At 45.0% G+C, this 18824-nt stretch carries 17 protein-coding genes; 16 read left to right on the top strand and 1 reads right to left on the bottom strand.

The window, feature by feature from the left end; all coding sequences use genetic code 11:
* Positions 1 to 99 precede the first annotated feature (99 nt).
* From NC238_03800 to NC238_03745, 12 genes are all read left to right on the top strand, one after another.
* A complete protein-coding gene (locus NC238_03800; GenBank protein MCM1565081.1) occupies positions 100 to 771 on the top strand; it encodes an ATP-binding protein in 672 nt (223 codons plus the stop codon).
* Between the two features lies 1 nt (position 772).
* Positions 773 to 1396 carry a DUF4093 domain-containing protein gene (locus NC238_03795; protein MCM1565080.1) on the top strand — a complete coding sequence of 208 codons (624 nt, stop codon included), beginning with the start codon at positions 773 to 775 and terminating at the stop codon, positions 1394 to 1396.
* Entirely contained in the window at positions 1397 to 2251 is an 855-nt protein-coding gene (gene rsmA, locus NC238_03790) for a 16S rRNA (adenine(1518)-N(6)/adenine(1519)-N(6))-dimethyltransferase RsmA (GenBank protein ID MCM1565079.1), read from the top strand.
* Positions 2252 to 2366: 115 nt separating this feature from the next.
* A complete protein-coding gene (yabG, locus tag NC238_03785; GenBank protein MCM1565078.1) occupies positions 2367 to 3194 on the top strand; it encodes a sporulation peptidase YabG in 828 nt (275 codons plus the stop codon).
* A 69-nt stretch (positions 3195 to 3263) separates the two neighbouring features.
* On the top strand, positions 3264 to 4139 hold the full coding sequence (locus NC238_03780) for a cyanophycinase (protein MCM1565077.1): 876 nt from the start codon (positions 3264 to 3266) through the stop codon (positions 4137 to 4139).
* Positions 4136 to 6766 carry a cyanophycin synthetase gene (gene cphA / locus NC238_03775; protein MCM1565076.1) on the top strand — a complete coding sequence of 877 codons (2631 nt, stop codon included), beginning with the start codon at positions 4136 to 4138 and terminating at the stop codon, positions 6764 to 6766. The genes NC238_03780 and cphA overlap by 4 nt, the downstream gene beginning before the upstream one ends.
* 88 nt (positions 6767 to 6854) lie before the next feature.
* Positions 6855 to 7775, top strand: coding sequence for a 4-(cytidine 5'-diphospho)-2-C-methyl-D-erythritol kinase (gene ispE / locus NC238_03770; GenBank protein MCM1565075.1), 921 nt, complete (start codon positions 6855 to 6857; stop codon positions 7773 to 7775).
* Complete coding sequence (locus NC238_03765) at positions 7760 to 8446, top strand: GntR family transcriptional regulator (protein ID MCM1565074.1); 687 nt, start codon at positions 7760 to 7762, stop codon at positions 8444 to 8446. The genes ispE and NC238_03765 overlap by 16 nt, the downstream gene beginning before the upstream one ends.
* A 47-nt stretch (positions 8447 to 8493) precedes the next feature.
* Entirely contained in the window at positions 8494 to 9306 is an 813-nt protein-coding gene (gene purR / locus NC238_03760; protein MCM1565073.1) for a pur operon repressor, read from the top strand.
* Positions 9307 to 9418: 112 nt separating this feature from the next.
* Positions 9419 to 9676, top strand: coding sequence for a septation regulator SpoVG (gene spoVG, locus NC238_03755; GenBank protein ID MCM1565072.1), 258 nt, complete (start codon positions 9419 to 9421; stop codon positions 9674 to 9676).
* A 230-nt stretch (positions 9677 to 9906) separates the two neighbouring features.
* Positions 9907 to 11268: a bifunctional UDP-N-acetylglucosamine diphosphorylase/glucosamine-1-phosphate N-acetyltransferase GlmU gene (gene glmU, locus NC238_03750; GenBank protein MCM1565071.1), complete on the top strand. Its 1362-nt coding sequence runs from the start codon at positions 9907 to 9909 to the stop codon at positions 11266 to 11268.
* 10 nt (positions 11269 to 11278) lie between these two features.
* Complete coding sequence (locus tag NC238_03745; GenBank protein MCM1565070.1) at positions 11279 to 12220, top strand: ribose-phosphate pyrophosphokinase; 942 nt, start codon at positions 11279 to 11281, stop codon at positions 12218 to 12220.
* A gap of 13 nt (positions 12221 to 12233) precedes the next feature.
* On the opposite strand, the gene NC238_03740 is transcribed toward NC238_03745, so the two are convergent.
* A complete protein-coding gene (locus tag NC238_03740) occupies positions 12234 to 12992 on the bottom strand; it encodes a PRC-barrel domain-containing protein (protein ID MCM1565069.1) in 759 nt (252 codons plus the stop codon).
* A gap of 202 nt (positions 12993 to 13194) precedes the next feature.
* Here NC238_03740 and pth point away from each other — a divergent pair, with 202 nt between their 5' ends.
* From pth to NC238_03720, 4 genes are all read left to right on the top strand, one after another.
* The gene (gene pth / locus NC238_03735; protein MCM1565068.1) at positions 13195 to 13767 is read left to right on the top strand and encodes an aminoacyl-tRNA hydrolase; all 573 of its coding nucleotides are present in this window, start codon (positions 13195 to 13197) and stop codon (positions 13765 to 13767) included.
* A 66-nt stretch (positions 13768 to 13833) separates the two neighbouring features.
* Positions 13834 to 14010 carry a hypothetical protein gene (locus NC238_03730; protein ID MCM1565067.1) on the top strand — a complete coding sequence of 59 codons (177 nt, stop codon included), beginning with the start codon at positions 13834 to 13836 and terminating at the stop codon, positions 14008 to 14010.
* A gap of 98 nt (positions 14011 to 14108) precedes the next feature.
* Positions 14109 to 17678, top strand: a complete 3570-nt coding sequence (gene mfd, locus NC238_03725; GenBank protein MCM1565066.1) for a transcription-repair coupling factor — start codon at positions 14109 to 14111, stop codon at positions 17676 to 17678.
* A gap of 63 nt (positions 17679 to 17741) precedes the next feature.
* Positions 17742 to 18686: a peptidylprolyl isomerase gene (locus NC238_03720; GenBank protein ID MCM1565065.1), complete on the top strand. Its 945-nt coding sequence runs from the start codon at positions 17742 to 17744 to the stop codon at positions 18684 to 18686.
* Positions 18687 to 18824 lie beyond the last annotated feature (138 nt).

Here is an 18824-nt window from a genome sequence, read left to right as displayed (position 1 = left end):
CCTTTTGTTTTCAATCTTCCTGATGCGGTTCTTTGGAGTGATTTTTTGTTTGATGATTGGTTATGATAGAATAGGAAAATATCCTATCATGAGGTTTTTATGGAAAAAGATCTATATATGACGATTTCCAGCAAAACAAAACAGCTGCTGGTCAAACAGGAAGGTTTCGATGCGGATTTCAAAATGACAGTTAAAGGCATTCAAGCCACAGATTTAGTAGCATTTGCGAATTCAGAAAATGGAGGAACCATTTTAGCTGGCGTGGGTGAGATTGAAGATAAAAACAGCATGCAGAAAGGTAGAATTATAGGCTGTCCGGTTGGTGACAAGGAAAGACTCTTTATTTTAAGTAAAGCGGAGAGTTGTGTTCCGCCCGTTGAAGTCGCTATAATAATAGAAAACTATGCCAGAAAACCAATCTATCGAATTGAGATTCCCTCCGGTAAAGAAAAGCCGCACTGCACGGCTGGGGGCACATACAAGATCAGAGGGGACGGCCGGACCAACACGCTGCTTCCCGGAAGGCTGCTGACTCTTTACATCGAAAAACAAAGCGAAACATTTTTTAACCGCTTTCGCGAAGCAACGAAAGAACTGGGGAAAGATATTCTGGCTTCGGACACACTGCTTCAGAATGCCTTAAACGAGCTCAGACGCAAAGTACTGCAGATTGAAGCTGCCATTGAGAGCAATCAAAACAGCCTGGGAAAAATAGTGGCTATTGATAAGAAGATAGATAAGCTTTTGTCGCTGCAAGCTAAAGGAGAATGAAATGAATTTCAACACAAATACGGGTCTTGATTATGAGCCGCTGATCGTGGTCGAAGGAAAAAACGATGCGCATGCAGTCAGACGTGCCCTGGGCAAAGTTGACGTCATCTGGACGGAGGGGTTTGGATTGACCGAACAAAAGCTGGAGTATATTGCGGAGATGGCAGAGAGACGCGGCGTTATTGTCTGTACGGACCCTGATTTTGCCGGAAAACAGATTCGGGAGCGGATCAATAAACGGATCCCGAAAGCCAGGCATGTTTATCTTTCTGTCGAGGTAGCCCGCAATCCGAAAGATCATGATATTGGCCTGGAAAACGTTTCTTCGGAGGAGATCAGGAAAGCGTTTTCCAAAATACTCGAAGTAAAGATTTCGAATATGGACAGCAACGATGGAGTGAAAATTGCTGAGAAGATGAATACTGAGGCGGTAGTAATGGCTGATTTGCGGCAAAGCGGCCTGGTTGGGCAAAGCTGTTCGGCTGCAAGACGGTCCCGGCTCGGGAGAATTTTGGGGATTGGGGATACCAACGCCAAGCAATTTTTATTTCGCGTCAACCGTTTTGGGATAACCAAAGACGAATTTTATTCCGCAGTAAAGCAGATGGAAGGGAATGGAAAGTAAGTGACGGAAGCAAGATGGGAAGATACGACGTCCTATATCCGCAGAGTTGTACGCCATGGCGTCCGGGCCAAAAAATCTTTGGGTCAGAATTTTTTAGTTGATGACAGTATTATTGAAAGAATTGTACAGGAGGGCGTGCCCCGGACCGATCTGCCGCTGGTCGAGATTGGACCGGGACCGGGCGCACTTACAAGGATGCTTGCCCCGAAATACCCTAAAATGTGGGCGGTAGAACTTGATAAGGAAAAGGTTGAGCTGCTCCAAAGAGAATTAAACGCCTACCCGTTTGTTCTGCTGCATATGGATGCCCTGAAGCTTAAACTAGCCAATCTCTGGGGACAGGAAAAAGGCTGGCTGATTGGCAATCTCCCATACTACATCACAAATCCGCTACTGATGCATTTTCTTGACCAAGCGGAATCGCTGCAGGGCATGACCGTAATGGTCCAGAAAGAAGTTGCCGACCGAATGTGTGCCCTGCCCGGGGGAAGGGATTATGGGATATTATCGATTGCCGTTCAGTTATCAGCCGAGGTCAAAAGGCTGTTCGATGTTCCCCCTTCGGCCTTCTGGCCTCAGCCGAAGGTCACATCGACGGTGCTAAGACTGGATATCCGGCCATATCCAGGATTCTCATTGGAAAAGAGAGACGTCTTTTTCAAGGTTGTGCGGGCGGCTTTTGCGCAGCGAAGGAAGATGCTGCTGAATACGCTTTCCAGCGGACTCTCCTTACCCAAAGAGCAAACTGCGGAGATACTCAAGGCTGCAGGAGTAGACCCGAAGCTCAGGGCTGAAGATGTCGGGATACTTGATTATCAGAAGATTGTAGTCGTCTGGGAGGCGCAAAGAAATTGATTCTAAGGATACCGGTTTGGGAACCGGTATTTTTTTATGTCATAAAATAGAGTAAATCAGAAAATATAGATGCGGCTATTTTTAAAGGAGTTTGCGAAGAGCAGGAGGGTTAGACATGTTTAAGACAGGAGATATTGTGGCCCGCCTTTCTTATAACCAGGATTTATTTCTAAAAATACTGGCCCTGAATAAAAGGCGCAAGAAAGTAACGGCAGTACTCGGTGGGCTCAATTACCGATTAATCGCCGACGCCGATGTCGATGACCTTATTTTCAAGGATGATAAGCAAATTGTCCATTATCAGCTGGCCGATTCTCAGGAAGTTTATAAAAAATTCCGTAAGGTTGTCTACGACCGCAAATTCAACGTTGAAGAAGAGTACTTTGAAATACCGGGCAAAATTCTTCATTTGGACGGAGATCAGGAATATTTGGATCATTGTCTAAAAACGTATAGACAATTGGGACTTCAGGCCAAAGGAATTTGTAAATCGGAAGCGGAACAGCCCAAGGCAATTGCCGGGTCTTTGCGAGATTATCCGGCGGATATTCTGGTTTTGACAGGTCATGACTCTTTGCTTAAAGGGAAGAGTAATTTGAAAAGTCTGGACAGCTACCGGAGCTCGGGCCATTTTGTGCAGTCCGTTACAGAAGCAAGGCGAATTCAGCCGAATAAAGATCAGTTGGTTATCTTTGCAGGCGGATGCCAGTCTAATTTCGAAGCAATTATTGAAGCCGGTGCAAACTTTGCCTCTTCGCCAAGGCGAATGCTGATTCATGCCTTAGACCCTGTGTTTCTGGTGGAAAGCATTGCCTATACGCCAATTGACCGTACCGTTTCTCTCAAAGATATTATTCGGCATACAGTTACGGGTGTAGACGGTGTAGGCGGAATTGAAACAAGAGGACAGCTCAGAAGAGGTTACCCCAAAGTAGAGCATTGATCCATGAATAAAATACAAGTTTAGGAATAATTTACGCAGATTTCCACAAATTAAGCTCGGAGGGATGCTATGACCGAGCATATTATGGGAAATCTGCTTATTATCGGCGGAGCAGAAGACAAGGAAAAAGACTGTAAAATTTTAAAATATTATTACCGCGAGGCAGGAGAAAAAAGATCCAGGATATGTGTGATTACTGCAGCTTCAGAGGACGGGGAGCAGGCGGGGATCATTTATAGAGACCTTTTTATGAGGTTTGGCTGCTCAAATATAGACGTGATTGCCATTCAAGACAGAGCGTATGCCAATGCAGGTGAAAATATTGAAAAGATCGTTCAAGCCAGCGGTATTTTCTTTACAGGGGGGGACCAGCTCAGGATCACAGCGATGATCGGCGGGACTGCAATGGGTATGGCCTTGCAGCATCTGTATGAGCAAGGGGTTATTATCGGAGGGACCAGTGCCGGAGCATCCGTAATGTCTGATACAATGATTATCGGCGGACAGGGAGATACGCCTGGTGAAGACTTAATTCAGATGGCCCCCGGACTAGGACTTTTGAAGGGTGTCATTATTGACCAGCATTTTGCCCAAAGAGGAAGGATTGGACGGCTAATGACGGCTGTCTCTTTAAATCCGTACTTTTTAGGAATGGGAATTGATGAAGATACATCTGTCCATATCAGAAAAGACGGGACCTTTCGGGTGATCGGGCGCGGAACAGTACTTATTGCCGATGCTTCATGTGCAGTGATCAGTAATGTGGACGACTTAAATAATGGGAAGCCTCTGGCCCTTGCCCCGGTCAAAGTACACGTTTTGAGTGAAGGCTGGAGATTTAATATTACTGAACGGACCAGCTTTCTGAGTGAGGCTGAAGGATTCAGTATGAATCATTCGGAGCTGTCTAAAAAGGAAATGAAACAGGAGGCTACATCTTCATGAAGATACATCAGGTGAAAGCAATTGAAGGTGCAAACTTTTTCAGTTACAGGCCCGTGATCCGCGGAATCGTCAGTATTGCCGAATGGCAGGGGAAAATGACCCATGAGCTTGGCGATTTCAATCAAAGATTGTTAAAGGCGCTACCTTCACTTGCCGACCATACCTGTTCCCGTGGAAAACCCGGAGGGTTTGTTGAAAGACTGGAAGAAGGAACATTGCCTGGACATGTATTGGAGCATGTCAGTATAGAATTACTGACTTTAGCCGGAGAAAAAAGCCGTTACGGCAAAACGCGTATTCTGGTTGAAGAAATGGAAGAATATGAGGTGATCTATGAATATGAATGCAAGGAAGCAGCGATTGAGGCACTTTATGCTGCAGCCGGTTTTCTCAACCGGCTGCGCTATGGGGAAGAGCCGAATGCTGAGCCGTTGGTCGCTCAATTAAAAAAACTTCGTTCAGCGTATATGCCTGGGCCGTCCACGCAAGCCATTCTTCAGGCTTGCCTTGACAGAGGTATTCCTTACGATAAGCTCGGGGATGGGAATCTTTATCAGCTTGGCTATGGCCGTCTGCAAAAAAGAATACAGGCGGCGATGACAAGTGGAACGAGCTGCATCGGAACAGATATTGCAGCAGACAAACAGCTTACGCGGCTAATACTCAGTGAATCTGCCATACCGGTTCCACGCGGAAAGATTGCTTCTTCGGAAGAGGAGATTCTGAAGCTGTTCCGACAATTTGACGGCAGTGTGGTTGTCAAGCCTTGTATGGGCAATCAGGGGAAAGGTGTATCTCTCAATTTAACGAAGGAAAGTGAGATTGTTAAAGCCTGCCGCCTGGCGCAGATCTACAGCACAAAGGTGATTATCGAAGAATACATCAAAGGAAACAACTACCGGCTTCTTGTTGTTGGGGGCAAATTGGTGGCGGCGGCCAGGAGAAGACCGCCGATAGTTGCCGGAAACGGCAAATCGAGCATTGAAGAGCTGATCGAACAGGAAAATAATAATCCTCTAAGGGGAACGGGGCATGAAAAATATTTATCAAAAATCGCGGTTGATCCCGTTCTTATTTTAGATCTCAGCCGGCAGGGATTTTCGCTGAAATCTGTTCCACATCTTGGAGAAAAAGTCGTACTCCGGCAAAGTGCGAACCTCAGTACCGGATCAACGGCAGTGGACGTGACAGATTTGGTGCACAGGGATAATGCTGAGCTGGCTGTTTATGCAGCAAGCGTACTGGGACTCGATATTGCCGGGATAGACTTTATTCTGGAAGATATCAGGCGTTCTTACCGGGAGCAGGATGGCAGAATTATTGAGGTCAATGCAGCTCCGGGTTTAAGGATGCATTTGCTGCCCAGTGCCGGCCAAAGCAGGAATATCGGCAGGGATATTGTCAATATCCTCTTTCCGCATGGAAACGGCAGAATCCCTATTGTCTCGGTGACAGGAACCAATGGCAAGACAACTGTCGTCCGTCTTTTAAGTAAAATGCTCCGGAAACAGCAGTTAACAGTAGGGATGACTTCCACGGAAGGAATCTATATTAATGACAGACTGCTCAGCAAGGGTGACCACAGCGGACCTGCCAGTGCCAGGACTGTCCTGAGACACCCCGATGTCCAAGTTGCAGTCCTGGAAACAGCCAGAGGGGGGATTTTACGGGCGGGTCTCGGTTATGATTATGCGGATGTCGCGATTATCACAAATATTTCTGAGGATCATCTCGGTCAATACGGTATTGATACTATTGAGGATTTGAGCAAGGTGAAGAGTCTGGTTGCTGAAAGAGTACAAAAGCATGGTTTTGCCATTCTAAATGCGGATGATCCTCAGGTTGTGAACCTGGACCAAAAAGCCAGTGGCCATGTTATTTACTTTAGTACCGAAATCCAAAACAGAAGAATCTGTAAACACCTGGCGTTTGGAGGGGTTGCCGTGGTCGCAGATCAGAAGAAGATATGGATTTACCAGGGGACCTGCGGCTCAACTGTTTGTAACCTGAACAAAATCCCGATTACCTGGGGAGGAAAAGCGAGGCATAATGTTCAAAATGTCCTGGCAGCTGTTGCAGCTTGCTACGCTTTGGGATATACTGCTCCGCAAATCAGGAGGGCGGTAAGCGGCTTTGGGCAAAATCCTGAAGATAATCAGGGAAGGCTCGAATATTATGAAATGGATGGCTTTAAGGTAATTCTGGATTACGGTCATAACCCCGCCGGTATTAAAGAGGTTGTCCAAACACTTCAGACGATTGGGCACAAGAGGATTGTAGGGTGTATCGGCTTGCCCGGTGACAGAAGCGACACCACAGTAAAACAATTTGCCAGGGAAGCTGCCGCAGGATTTGATCTACTGTATATTAAGGAAGATGCAGATCTGCGAGGCAGAAAATCAGGAGAAATTGCGCATATGATCTATGAAGAGGCTTTAAGGGAAGGGAAAAAGGCAAGTTCAATAAAGATCATTCTTAAGGAAGAGGAAGCCTTGCGCGAAGCTCTGGCAAAAGCCAGAGAAGGAGATATTGTTGTGATCTTTTATGAAAAAGCAGAGCCGTTAAGAAAAATCATTAATGATCACCTCAATTTAATCCTGCCGGAAATAAGAAATTTGGCGGATTAGAATATTTTTCTGGCAGGATGAGGGTGTAATACGCTATAATATTAGGAAAATAATTCTATCGTATCAAAGGTAAAAGAACTTGGTAAATATGAAAGAAAATTCTGTGGTTGTTTTGGCACCGGCCAAGATAAACCTTGCGCTGGCTGTCAATGATATCAGGGCTGACGGATATCATAGTCTTGAAACGGTCTTTCAATCTGTGTCTCTGTTTGACCGGGTTGAGATCACACTTCAAGGTGGCGGGATATCTTGCCTTTGCGGCGAATTAAGCGGCGAAAAAAATCTCGCTTATCAGGCTGCCGGGCTTTTTCTGGATGAATATAAGACCAGGACGTCAGGTGCCATTCCCGGAGTTGAGATTAAGATCGAAAAACATATTCCGTTGCAGGCGGGGCTTGCCGGGGGAAGCAGTGATGCCGCAGCTGTTCTTATAGGATTGAACAGGCTACTGTCAAATCCTTTCTCCTATGAACATTTAGTGGGGCTGGCTAAACAATGTGGTTCGGATACGGCATTTTGTCTGCTTGGAGGAACAGCATGGGGGGAAGGGACCGGTTCTGAACTCCAAGAACTCCCCCCGGCACCCGAGATGGATATCATCCTGGTTAAACCGGAGCAGGGGGTAAGCACTGCAGATGCATATCGATTGTTTGATAAACGCGCTGAGTTTTCGAAGCTCAATCAACAAAGATGGGTGAGTGTTCTAAGTGCTGCCAGGATCGATACGATTGGCAGAATGCTTTCTAATGATCTGGAGAATATTGTTTTTGATCTTGTCCCTAAGATTTCTGTCTTAAAACGGCTGTTGCTGGAAGGAGGCTGCCTTGGAGCTCTGATGTCCGGAAGCGGGTCTACAATGTTCGGAATCGTAAAGGATTATAGTCAGGGGGAAAAGATGCGCAAGGTTCTGGCTGAGAAGGGTTATCATCAAACCTGGTTAGTAAAAACGATTGGTTCTCGAAATATTAATCTGGAGAAAAGGAGTGATTTTTGGTGGAAAGACGTTTAGTACCGGTAAAACTTGATAGTTATAAACCTCTGAGGGAAATTGTGCTTGAGGCCCTACGGGAGGCTATCGTCAGTGGAGTCCTGGAGCCAGGAGAACGCTTGATGGAAATCCAGCTGGCAGAAGAAATGGGCGTAAGCCGTACACCTGTAAGAGAAGCGATCCGCAAACTTGAACTGGAGGGCTTCGTGGTCATGGTTCCGCGAAGGGGCGCTTATGTGGCAGGGGTCTCTCATAAGGATGTTAAAGACGTATTTGAAATTCGCGCAGCCCTGGAAGGACTGGCAGCAGGACTCGCCGCCGAGAAGATTACAGAAGAAGAAATTGACGAGATGGAACGGATTTTATATTATGAAAAAATGCCTGATTCTCTGGATGTTATTGTCCAGTCCGATATAGACTTCCACGCTCTTTTGTATAAGGCAAGCAGGAATGAGAGGCTGATTCAGATTCTTGCGAACCTGAAAGAGCAGACACAGCGGTTCCGGACAACATCTTTGGCAGTTCCGGGAAGGGTTAAAAATACGATTCAGGAACACCGGGCGATCATTGATGCTGTGGCAAGGCATGATGTGGAAGAAGCGCAAAAGCTTGCAGCGGCACATATTGAAAATGCCGGGAATGTCATGTTTGAAGCTTTAAGGGGTATGTCGTCGAGCCGCAAAAGCGAATAACAGTTCCTGCATAGTGTTTTATGAGATGAAATAAAAGAGATGATTGCATGAAAAGAATTGAAAGAATGATTGCGTTAACAGAAATCCTGATTTCCCACCCGAATGAGCTTTTGACTTTGGGTTTTTTTGCCGACCGTTTTGACACTGCGAGATCGACCATCAGTGAAGACCTGGTCGCGATTAAAGAAAGTTTAACGCTCACGGACAAGGGCAATTTGGATACAATTTCAGGGGCGGCCGGAGGTGTCAAGTATTTGCCCGGAATCGGCAGAGAAGAAGCAAAAAACTTCCTGACATCTCTTGCCGGAAATTTAAATGCGGGCGACAGAACGCTTCCTGGCGGATTTCTTTATATGTCTGATATTCTCTATAATCCGATCATTGCCAGGAAATTAGGGCTTATTTTTGCGAGCGTTTTTCGGAAAAGAAGTCCTGAAGCCGTGATAACGATTGAAACAAAAGGAATTCCGCTGGCCCTGATGACTGCTGATGCGCTGGGTGTACCTGCTGTTGTGGTGCAGCATGGCAATAAGGTGACGGAAGGTTCTTCGGTTAGTATTAATTACATATCCGGTTCCTCCAAAAGAATTCAGACCATGTCTTTAACCCGCAAGGCTTTGGGTACCGGGAAAAAAGTGCTGATCATTGATGATTTCATTAAAGCCGGGGGCACAGCCAAAGGGCTGATCGACCTTATGCAGGAATTTGATGCCAAAGTCGTAGGCCTTGGCATTTTGATGGAAGATACACTCTGGAATAACTCAAGGCTAGTCGAAGACTACCTTGCTCTTCTGCAGCTGGAAATAGATTCTTCAAAAGGCAGGACGTTTGTCAAGGCAAATGACCCAAAAATGATGTAGAATATTTTGAATTGGAAATTTTTTTTGCTAAAAAGAAGGAGTTTTTTGCCAAATAGAGAATAAAAAAAGAAGATTTTTCTGGAGGCGAAAGAGAAGGGTGGTGATTCTCAGCATGGAGATTACTGACGTCAGAGTCCGAAAGGTAAATGCCGAAGGCAAGATGAAAGCAGTCGTATCGGTTACATTTGACAACGAGTTTGTTGTTCACGATGTAAAAGTGGTTGAAGGGACGAATGGTTTATTTGTGGCGATGCCCAGTCGAAAGACCCCGGAAGGCGATTTTCGCGATATTGCCCACCCGATTTCATCTGCGGCAAGAGAAAAAATCCAGACTAAGGTACTAGAAGAATACGGAAAGGGCATTGAATAATATTTGATTTTGCTGAGGAGAGACCATCATTTGAGAGGTCTCTTTTTTATCATATTAAATAAAACTGCAATAATATAGGCGGAATACAAAAAAATATCTGTAATTTCTTTTTATTCTTGGCAATAATTCGTTATAATAATGAAGTACGACTATGCGAGTATCTGCTCATCCATTATAGGATATTTTAAGGTTGATAAGGTACTTGATCACTTTGGAGGATAAATAAGGAAATGTCTCATTTTACAGCAGTCATTTTGGCTGCGGGAAAAGGTACCCGTATGAAATCGGAATTACCGAAAGTGATGCACACTCTGGCTGGCCGTCCGCTGATTGACCACGTTCTGGAGAAGGTTGCAAAACCGGGAATTAATGATGTCATTACGATTGTCGGTCATGGCCGCGAAATGTTGTCGGAACACCTTGGGGAACGAACCAGGGTGGTTGTTCAGGAAGAACAATTGGGTACAGGTCACGCCATGATGCAGGTATTGCCATTGGTCGATGAAGACAGTAGCATTCTGGTCTTAAGCGGGGATCAGCCGCTTTTAGCGGGGCATACGCTTCAGTCATTAATGGAGATTCACCAAAAGACGGGCTCTTCAGCCACAGTACTCACGGCAATCATGGAGAATCCTTCTGGTTATGGAAGGATATTGAAAGAGAACAATGTTTTTCAAGGCATTATCGAAGAAAAAGATGCAGATGCTTTGCAAAAAGGGATTAAGGAGATCAATACAGGCACCTATTGTTTCAACGGAGCAGCCTTGAAATTTGCGCTTCAGAAGATTACGCCTAAAAATGCCCAGGGCGAGTATTATCTCACTGATGTCTTTGATATCCTACTTTCGTCCGGTCAAAAAATTGAGGTCTTTTGTACGAACGACCCGTCAGAAGCTTTAGGCATTAATAATCGGGTTCAGCTGGCTGAAGCCGAGGATATCTTGTATGATCGAATCAGAAAATACTGGATGATGGAGGGAGTAACGATCATCAATCCTCCATCGGTTTTTATAGATGCGGAAGTTGTTCTTGGGAAGGACGTCATCCTTAATCCTTTTACGATAATTAAAGGAAATACCAGGATTGAAGAAGGCGCGAACATTGGCCCCTCGACAACACTGATCAACTGTGTTTGTCAGAAGGGATGTCAAATCGAGCACTCTGTTGCGCGAGACGCAGTGATCGGAGAGAATTGCCTTGTGGGACCGTATGCTTACCTGAGACCCGGAACGGTTTTGGGTAAAGAGGTTAAAGTTGGTGATTTCGTAGAAATTAAAAACAGCATCATTGAAGAGGGAACCAAAGTCCCTCACCTGAGCTATATTGGTGATTCCAGATTGGGCAAAAATGTGAACATAGGTGCCGGAACGATTACCTGCAACTATGATGGTGAGAATAAGCATCAGACCATTATTGAAGACCGTGTTTTTGTCGGCAGCAATACAAACTTTGTTGCTCCGGTATCCATCGGCAAAGAAGCAGTCATCGGCGCCGGGTCAACAATTACGAAAGATGTTCCTGGTCAGGCTCTGGCGATCGAAAGATCACAACAGCGAATTATTGAAAATTGGCACTCGGCCAAGAAAAAGTAGGGGGAAAATTATGGCTACGAAAGAACTTAAAATTTTTTGCGGAAACGCAAATAGGGAACTCGCGCAGGAGATTGCCGATTATCTTGGCATTTCCATGGGGGTTGCCAATGTCAAAACATTTATGGACGGCGAAATCAACATCGGAATTGATGAAAGCGTAAGGGGTGCCGATGTGTTTGTTGTTCAGCCGACCTGCGCGCCAACCAACGATAGTATTATGGAACTGTTAATCCTTATTGATGCCTTGCGGAGAGCGTCAGCCTATCGGATTACGGCAGTGGTCCCCTATTACGGCTATGCCAGACAGGAAAGGAAGACAAAGGCCAGGGAACCGATTACGGCGAAACTCATGGCCAATCTTATAACGACTGCTGGAGCGGATCGTCTGGTGGCTATGGATCTTCATGCACCTGCAATTCAGGGATTTTTCGACATTCCAGTTGATCATCTCCCCGGAGTACCGATCCTCGCGGAATATTTTATGGAGAAGAAACTCGAAGATATTTGCGTTGTATCACCTGATATCGGAGGAGTCGGCAGGGCCAGGAATTTTGCGGAACGAATCGGGGCATCGCTCGCAATTGTGGATAAACGTCGGCCTGAACCGAATGTATCAAAAATAATGCATGTCATCGGTGACCTGCAGGGAAAAATAGCAGTACTTATTGACGATATCACAGATACCGGCGGTACGATTACCCAGGCTGCAGCTGTACTGATGGAAAAAGGAGCCAAAGAGGTCTATGCCTGCTGTACGCACCCGGTATTATCTGGTCCTGCTATCGGCATTCTCGAAAAATCCGTTATTAAAGAATTTGTCGTAACAAATACCATTCCTTTAACCCCGGAAAAGAAGATTGATAAGATTAAAGTGCTTTCTGTTGCTCCTTTATTGGGAGAAGCTATCGTTAGAATCCATGAGGATTTATCCGTCAGTAAATTATTCAGTTAGTTCTTCAGAGCACTCAGATAAGGCCGTCTTTGGGACCCTTGTCTGCATTGGTGGCTTCTTCATTCTGCCCCTCGCAGAAATTATCCGTAACAGACGTGCTGATTTCTGCTGTGACAGGTTGAATTGGCTTGTCTGTATCATCCGGGAAATCTTCGTTTGTTTCAGCGTCCTTATTCTTTTTCCAGAATCTGTTCAGATCCTGACTTTTTCGGCTTGCCTTTTGGGAAGCAACCTGGATCATGGATTTGACATTATCATTGATGCCTTTCGTAAAAAGTTCAAGTCTTTCTTCACAGCCTTTGACCACCACGACGACATCGGAACCGATGGTAAGAATATCGTCCGCTTTCAAGCTGGCTTTTCCCTTGAAAAGACCCTCTATTTTACCTCCGGAGATATCAAGACTTGATATCATGCCATTTTCGGTATCGATATAGAACTCTTCAATGATACCGAGGGTTTTGCCGCTGGCAGTAATGACTTTTGTTCCAATGATCGCCGTTTTTTCTTTGAGAAGTTCTAAAATATCAGGTAAATTTGTGGCTTTTTCCGCCTGATTCTCAGTGCTGACGGTGATGACGTTTTCACCAATGCTGACAACCCTGTTATAAGGAATAATACGCTGTTCTTTGAAGAACCCCTTGGGGTCGACCATCAATGCGGCAACAGCTTTGGCTTTCGGGTCAATGACGATATTGCGCACAAACCCGATTTGTTGGCCTTCTTTTAGAGAAATAATCGGCAGGGATAAAATTTTTTTACTGGGCAGCATAGGATTCCCTCCTTTTTAAAGTCTATCAGGAAAATGCTAACAGCTTTCCGATAGATCTAAGTGCAACTAAGGCTACCGCCAAAGCTTGGCGCCAGCCAAGTTTTCAAAAAAATAATCTATATAAAATTAATCCTTGATTGATGCTGTTCTGTCTATTCAATTTATGCTTAGGACTTAAACGATATGCCGATAAGGAGAATTTATGAGGGCTGTAATCGGTCTCGGGAATCCGGGAGTTAAATATAGCGAGACAAAACATAATGCAGGGTTCATGCTATTGGACAGAATTGCTGCTCAGGAAGGATTGTCTTTCCGTAATGATTTTCGCGGCAAAGTGGCTGAAATAAGAAACAAAGATGAGCGGATATTCTTTCTGAAGCCAATTACCTATATGAATCTAAGCGGTTTAGCCGTTGGGGAACTGATAAGTTATTATAAAATAAATACGCAGAATATATTGGTGGTCCATGATGATATGGATCTCCCCCTCGGCAGGATACGATTAAGGTCCAAAGGGAGTGCAGGGGGACACAACGGACTGAAATCCATCATTGCGGAATTGGGGTCACAGGATTTCTGGCGTCTTAAAATCGGCGTTGGAAGACCAAAGGCAGAATTTGATGTGGTTAACCATGTACTCTCAACGTTTGCCAAAGAGGAAAAAGCAGTGTTGGATGGTACCCTGGACAGGGCACAGCGTGCTGTGGGATTGTGGATAGAGGGCCACGGGGATGAGGCCATGAATCTATTTAACCAGGAGAAACAGTCACTTTAAATAAAGCTGAAGCGTATAACCTTGGATTGGATAGGCAAGCATATTACTCAGGAGGTGTTTTATCCTATGTATATGCTGAAAATATGCCGTTGCTGTGATACCATCGTTGGTGAACTGGAGATGGATGACACCAGGCCACTCAGGATGGATTTTTCTATTGAAATTAAAGGCAATGTTGCCTATACACTTTGCTCAAAATGCATGAGGGAACTGGATATCAGCGGAGTGACGTACTATCAGTAAATATGGTTTGCTCAACCCGAATACTCGGAAAACAGGTATTTTCTATCCTGACCAGAGATATGATAAGGAATGAGCCACTTTTTGCAGGAGGGCAGCAGATGCCTACGATTAATGATTTTTTGTACAAAGGTTTGGATATTGGGGAAATAAGCGCTGCCTTAAGCAGAAAAGAGTCCCCGCAAATGATTTACCAAATAACCGGCAGCGAAAAAGCTGCGTTTGCAGCCCAGGTCTCCTTGCTGAAGCAGCAGGCTCTGATCATCACCTATACAGATGAACAAGCCCAAAAATGGGCAAGAGATCTGGAGGCATGGCTTCCGGGAAAAAATATTATGCTTTTCCCGACAACAGAGTGGCTTCCGTTTGAAGTTTTCAGCAGAAGTCACGAAATTACGGCAGAGAGAATCCGGGTCCTGAGCACCCTGCTCCCATTCAACCGGGAAACAGACAGCGAAACAATTGTCGTTGCGCCCGTCCAGGCGATCATGAGGAAACTAATTCGCCCGGAAAAGTGGCTGATACATTGTATCCTTTTTAAGGTCGGGGAACAGTATGCAGTTTCTGACCTTATGCGCTTATTGGTAGAGGCCGGCTATGAACGTGAAGAAACCATTGAGGGCAGAGGCCAGTTTGCTTTGCGCGGTGGGATTCTCGATATTGCACCACATGACAGAGATCCTGTCAGGATAGAATTTTTTGATGAGGAAGTAGATTCTATCCGGGTATTTGATTTGGAGACCCAAAAATCGCTGGAAAGTATTTCTGAGGTCCTTATTGTTCCTGTTCAGGAGTATGTTATTGATACCAAAAGGCAGCAGGATCTGAAAGGGGAAATCAAAGCCAGAGCCCGCAAAGCCGTCGGTCGTTTACAGCGGCTGGATCGGGTAGAAGCTGTTAAGAGACTTCATAAAAAAGTAGAATATCTTGAAAACCGGCTGAACACGGGAATTCTTGATGAAAGCATTTATCCTTACCTGAGTCTGCTGTCCGAAGAGTATGTTCCTTTCTTTGAATGGCTCGATCACGATTGTCTTGTATTTCTCGATGAACCGCTCCGGCTTAAGGAGCAGCTGGATTTTCAGTCCAATCAGCGTCTTACTGAATTTACGGACAACCTAGAAAAGGGAGAAGAGTTTGTTAATCCCGATCATTTATTTATCAGCTTTGAAGATTTGCTCGCCAGCGGAAAGCGTCCTTTGCTGGGCCTGTCGAATTTATTGCGGGAAATACCCGGGTTTGACCCTAAAAGAGTGACGAACATGATTGCCCGCCCTTTAGCCGGGTATGGTAAGACTTCAATCCTGGTGGAAGAGATCCAGCGGTGGAAGTCCATCGGATACGTGATTGCACTTTTTGCAGGGAACGAGGAACAATCTCAGCGGCTTGGGCAAGGGTTAAAGGACAGAAGCATTAATGCCAGTCTGGTCAGGATGGAAGATCCGATCAACCAGGGCGGCGTTTATATTTATCCGCTTTCGATCAACCAAGGCTTTGAACTGCCTGTAAGCAAAATGGTTATTTTTTCAGAATCAGAGATATACCGAAGAGAACGAAAACACCAGGCAAAACCCAAAAAAAGCCCAAAAGAAACAGATATTCTTTCTTTCAGCGACCTTAAACCAGGTGATTACGTTGTGCACTTTTACCATGGAATCGGCAAGTTTACCGGAATTGAAACCATTGAGGTCGATGGTATTGAAAAGGATTATTTTGCGATTCGTTATGCCGGTGAAGATAAACTGTATGTGCCGCTTGATCAGCTGCAGCTGCTGCAGAAATACCTCGGAACAGAAGAATCAAGCACACCCAAGCTGAACAAACTGAACGGCAATGAATGGAACAAGGCGAAAGCCAGGGCACAGGGTGCTGTTAAAGAGATGGCCATCAATTTGCTTGAGCTTTATGCGAAAAGGGAAGGGGCTGTGGGATTTGCTTATCCGGAAGACAGCTACTGGCAGAAAGAGTTTGAAGACCGCTTTCCATATGAAGAAACACCAGACCAGTTGCAGAGTATTATGGAGGTCAAGAACGATATGATGAAGTCCCGGCCGATGGACCGGCTTCTATGCGGGGATGTGGGGTACGGTAAAACTGAAGTTGCTCTGAGAGCCGCATTTAAGGCGGTAATCAGCGGCAAGCAGGTTGCAGTCATGGTACCGACGACCATCCTCGCCCAGCAGCATTATAATACGTTTAGAGAACGCTTTATGGATTATCCTGTAAAAATCGAAATGCTAAGCCGTTTTCGCACAGCCAAGGAACAGAAGCAGATCATTCAGAGTCTGAAGGACGGATCGCTTGATATCGTGGTCGGTACCCACCGTCTCCTATCGGAAGGGGTTAGCTTCAAGGACCTGGGTCTGCTTGTTGTCGATGAAGAGCAGCGTTTTGGTGTTGCTCACAAAGAAAAGATCAAAACCCTGAAGACCAATGTGGATGTTTTAACTCTTTCAGCTACGCCGATTCCCAGAACCCTGCATATGTCTCTAGTTGGCTTAAGAGATATGAGCGTTATCATGACGCCTCCGGAAGATAGGTTCCCTGTTCAAACATTTGTTGCCGAATTTAATGCGGATCTGGTAAGAGATGCAATACGCAGAGAATTATACAGGGGGGGCCAGGTGTTTTTTGTCCATAACCGGGTTGAGACACTGGATAGAGTGGTCAGACTGCTGAATTTGATTATCCCGGAAGCCCGTTGTGGGGTTGTGCATGGGCAGATGAGTGAAACCCAACTCGAGAAAGAAATGATTTCCTTTTTGGAAAAAGAGAAAGATATTCTAATTTGCACTACCATCATCGAAACAGGTTTGGATATGCCGAACGTCAATACACTTATTGTCGATGGAGCGGACAAATTTGGCCTGAGCCAGCTTTATCAGCTCAGGGGCAGGGTGGGCAGGTCAAACCGGAAAGCGTATGCCTACTTTTTATACCAACCGCAAAAAATTCTGACAGAAGAAGCAGAAAAGAGGCTGACTACAATCAGGGAATTCACTGAATTTGGTTCCGGTTTCAAGATTGCCATGCGTGATTTGGAAATAAGAGGAGCAGGCAATTTTATCGGGGGGGAGCAGCATGGGCATCTTGCAAGCATTGGCTTCAGCCTTTATGTCAAGATGCTGAAAGAGGCAGTTCAGCAATTACGTGGTGAAACAGTGGAAGAAGTCGCTGAGCCAGTCATAGATATTCAGGTCAAGGCGCTCCTTCCTGATGAATATATCGTGGATAAGCAGATTAAGGCTACGCTTTACCAGAGAATGCTCGGCATTTCTAGTGAAGAACACTTAAGTGACTTTCTGGATGAACTGGTGGACAGATTTGGAAACCCGCCCGATGAAGTTGAAAACCTGGCTAAAATTATCAGGATAAGAATGAAAGCCAAACAACTGGGTCTCGAACAGGTTGTTCAGCATAAACAGAATATCTCCCTGCGGTTTGCCGCTGATCCCGAAATATCCGGAGAACAGCTGATGAGTATTGCCGCAAAATTTTCTTACCCGTTGTCATTTGCAGCTGGGGAACAAGGTAATCTTGAATTGAATCTGCGGCTTAGGGTTTCGAGTATAGAAGATATCTTTAAAGCCATATTTAAATTATTTGATATTTTAGAGGAATATGTGATGCATCCGGCAGCAGTTGCCAGGACCGTATCCGGTACAGTTTAAATTGCTTAATAAATCGTAACTTGGTATAATGACTTCATCCGAGCGAAAGGGAGATAGGGATTAATGAAAAAAATAACAATAACAATGATCATCATGCTGCTTGCTTCGCTGCTTATGCTCAATGGCTGCGCCAAACAGGAATTTGCAGTTAAAGTGAATAAGCAAAGTATCCCCATGACGACTTATGAAGAAAAGTTAAATGCCAGCAAAACCTATTATGAGAAGCAGGGTATGGACTTTAGCACGGATGAGGGCAAGGCCAGTCTGGAAAGCATCAAAAGTTCCGTCCTCGAAAATATTATTATGACAGAATTAATTCGACAGGAAGTTGAGAAGAATAAATGGGATACAACCAATCCAGAAGTTACAAAGAAAATAGATGAGCTCAAAAGTACGCTGACCAATCAGGATTACGCAAGTTTTCTGAAAGAACAGGCGATGACCGAAGAAGAAGTGGCCAATTTTTATGCTTTTTCGTATTACGTTGGTAAAGATGTGACAGTTTCGGATCAGGAAGTCCAGCAGTATTTTGAATCGCATTACTCCGATTTTGGTGGACAGGATGAACAGGTCAAGGCCAGCCACGTTTTGGTTGCGACTGAAGCGGAAGCCAATAAAGTAATCCAGGAGTATAAGGATGGTAAAGATTTTTCCGAACTGGCCAAGGAATATTCTACAGACACCGGCAGTAAGGATTCAGGCGGGGATCTCGGTTATTTTTCCCACGGAGAAATGGTGACTGAATTTGAAGAGGCTGCTTTCAGCCAAAAGGTAGGAACCATTTCAGAAGCACCGGTTAAGACGAAATATGGCTACCATGTCATTCTGGTTGAAGACCATAAAGAGGCTGTTGTGCCTGACTTTGAAAAAGTTAAAGCAAGCGTTCAGGAAGATGCTCTCGAAAATGCCAAAAATCTGAAAGTATCAAGCTATTATTCGGAACTTAGACAAGCGGCTGAAGTCGAATACGCCGAAGAATTGAAACCGGCAGATACAACTGCTAAATAAGCAATAGGATTGTTTAATCTAATCAAACCATAAGAGGGAGTAACAAAACTTCAGTTTTTGTTACTCCTCTATTTATTTATTCGTAAGTCTGCAACAGACCAAGAATATTTTAGCACAAGACAGATCGGTAATCCCGGA

This window comes from Dehalobacter sp. (assembly GCA_023667845.1).
Classification (GTDB): Bacteria; Bacillota; Desulfitobacteriia; order Desulfitobacteriales; family Syntrophobotulaceae; genus Dehalobacter.
This window is presented reverse-complemented; position numbering and strand designations above follow the sequence as displayed.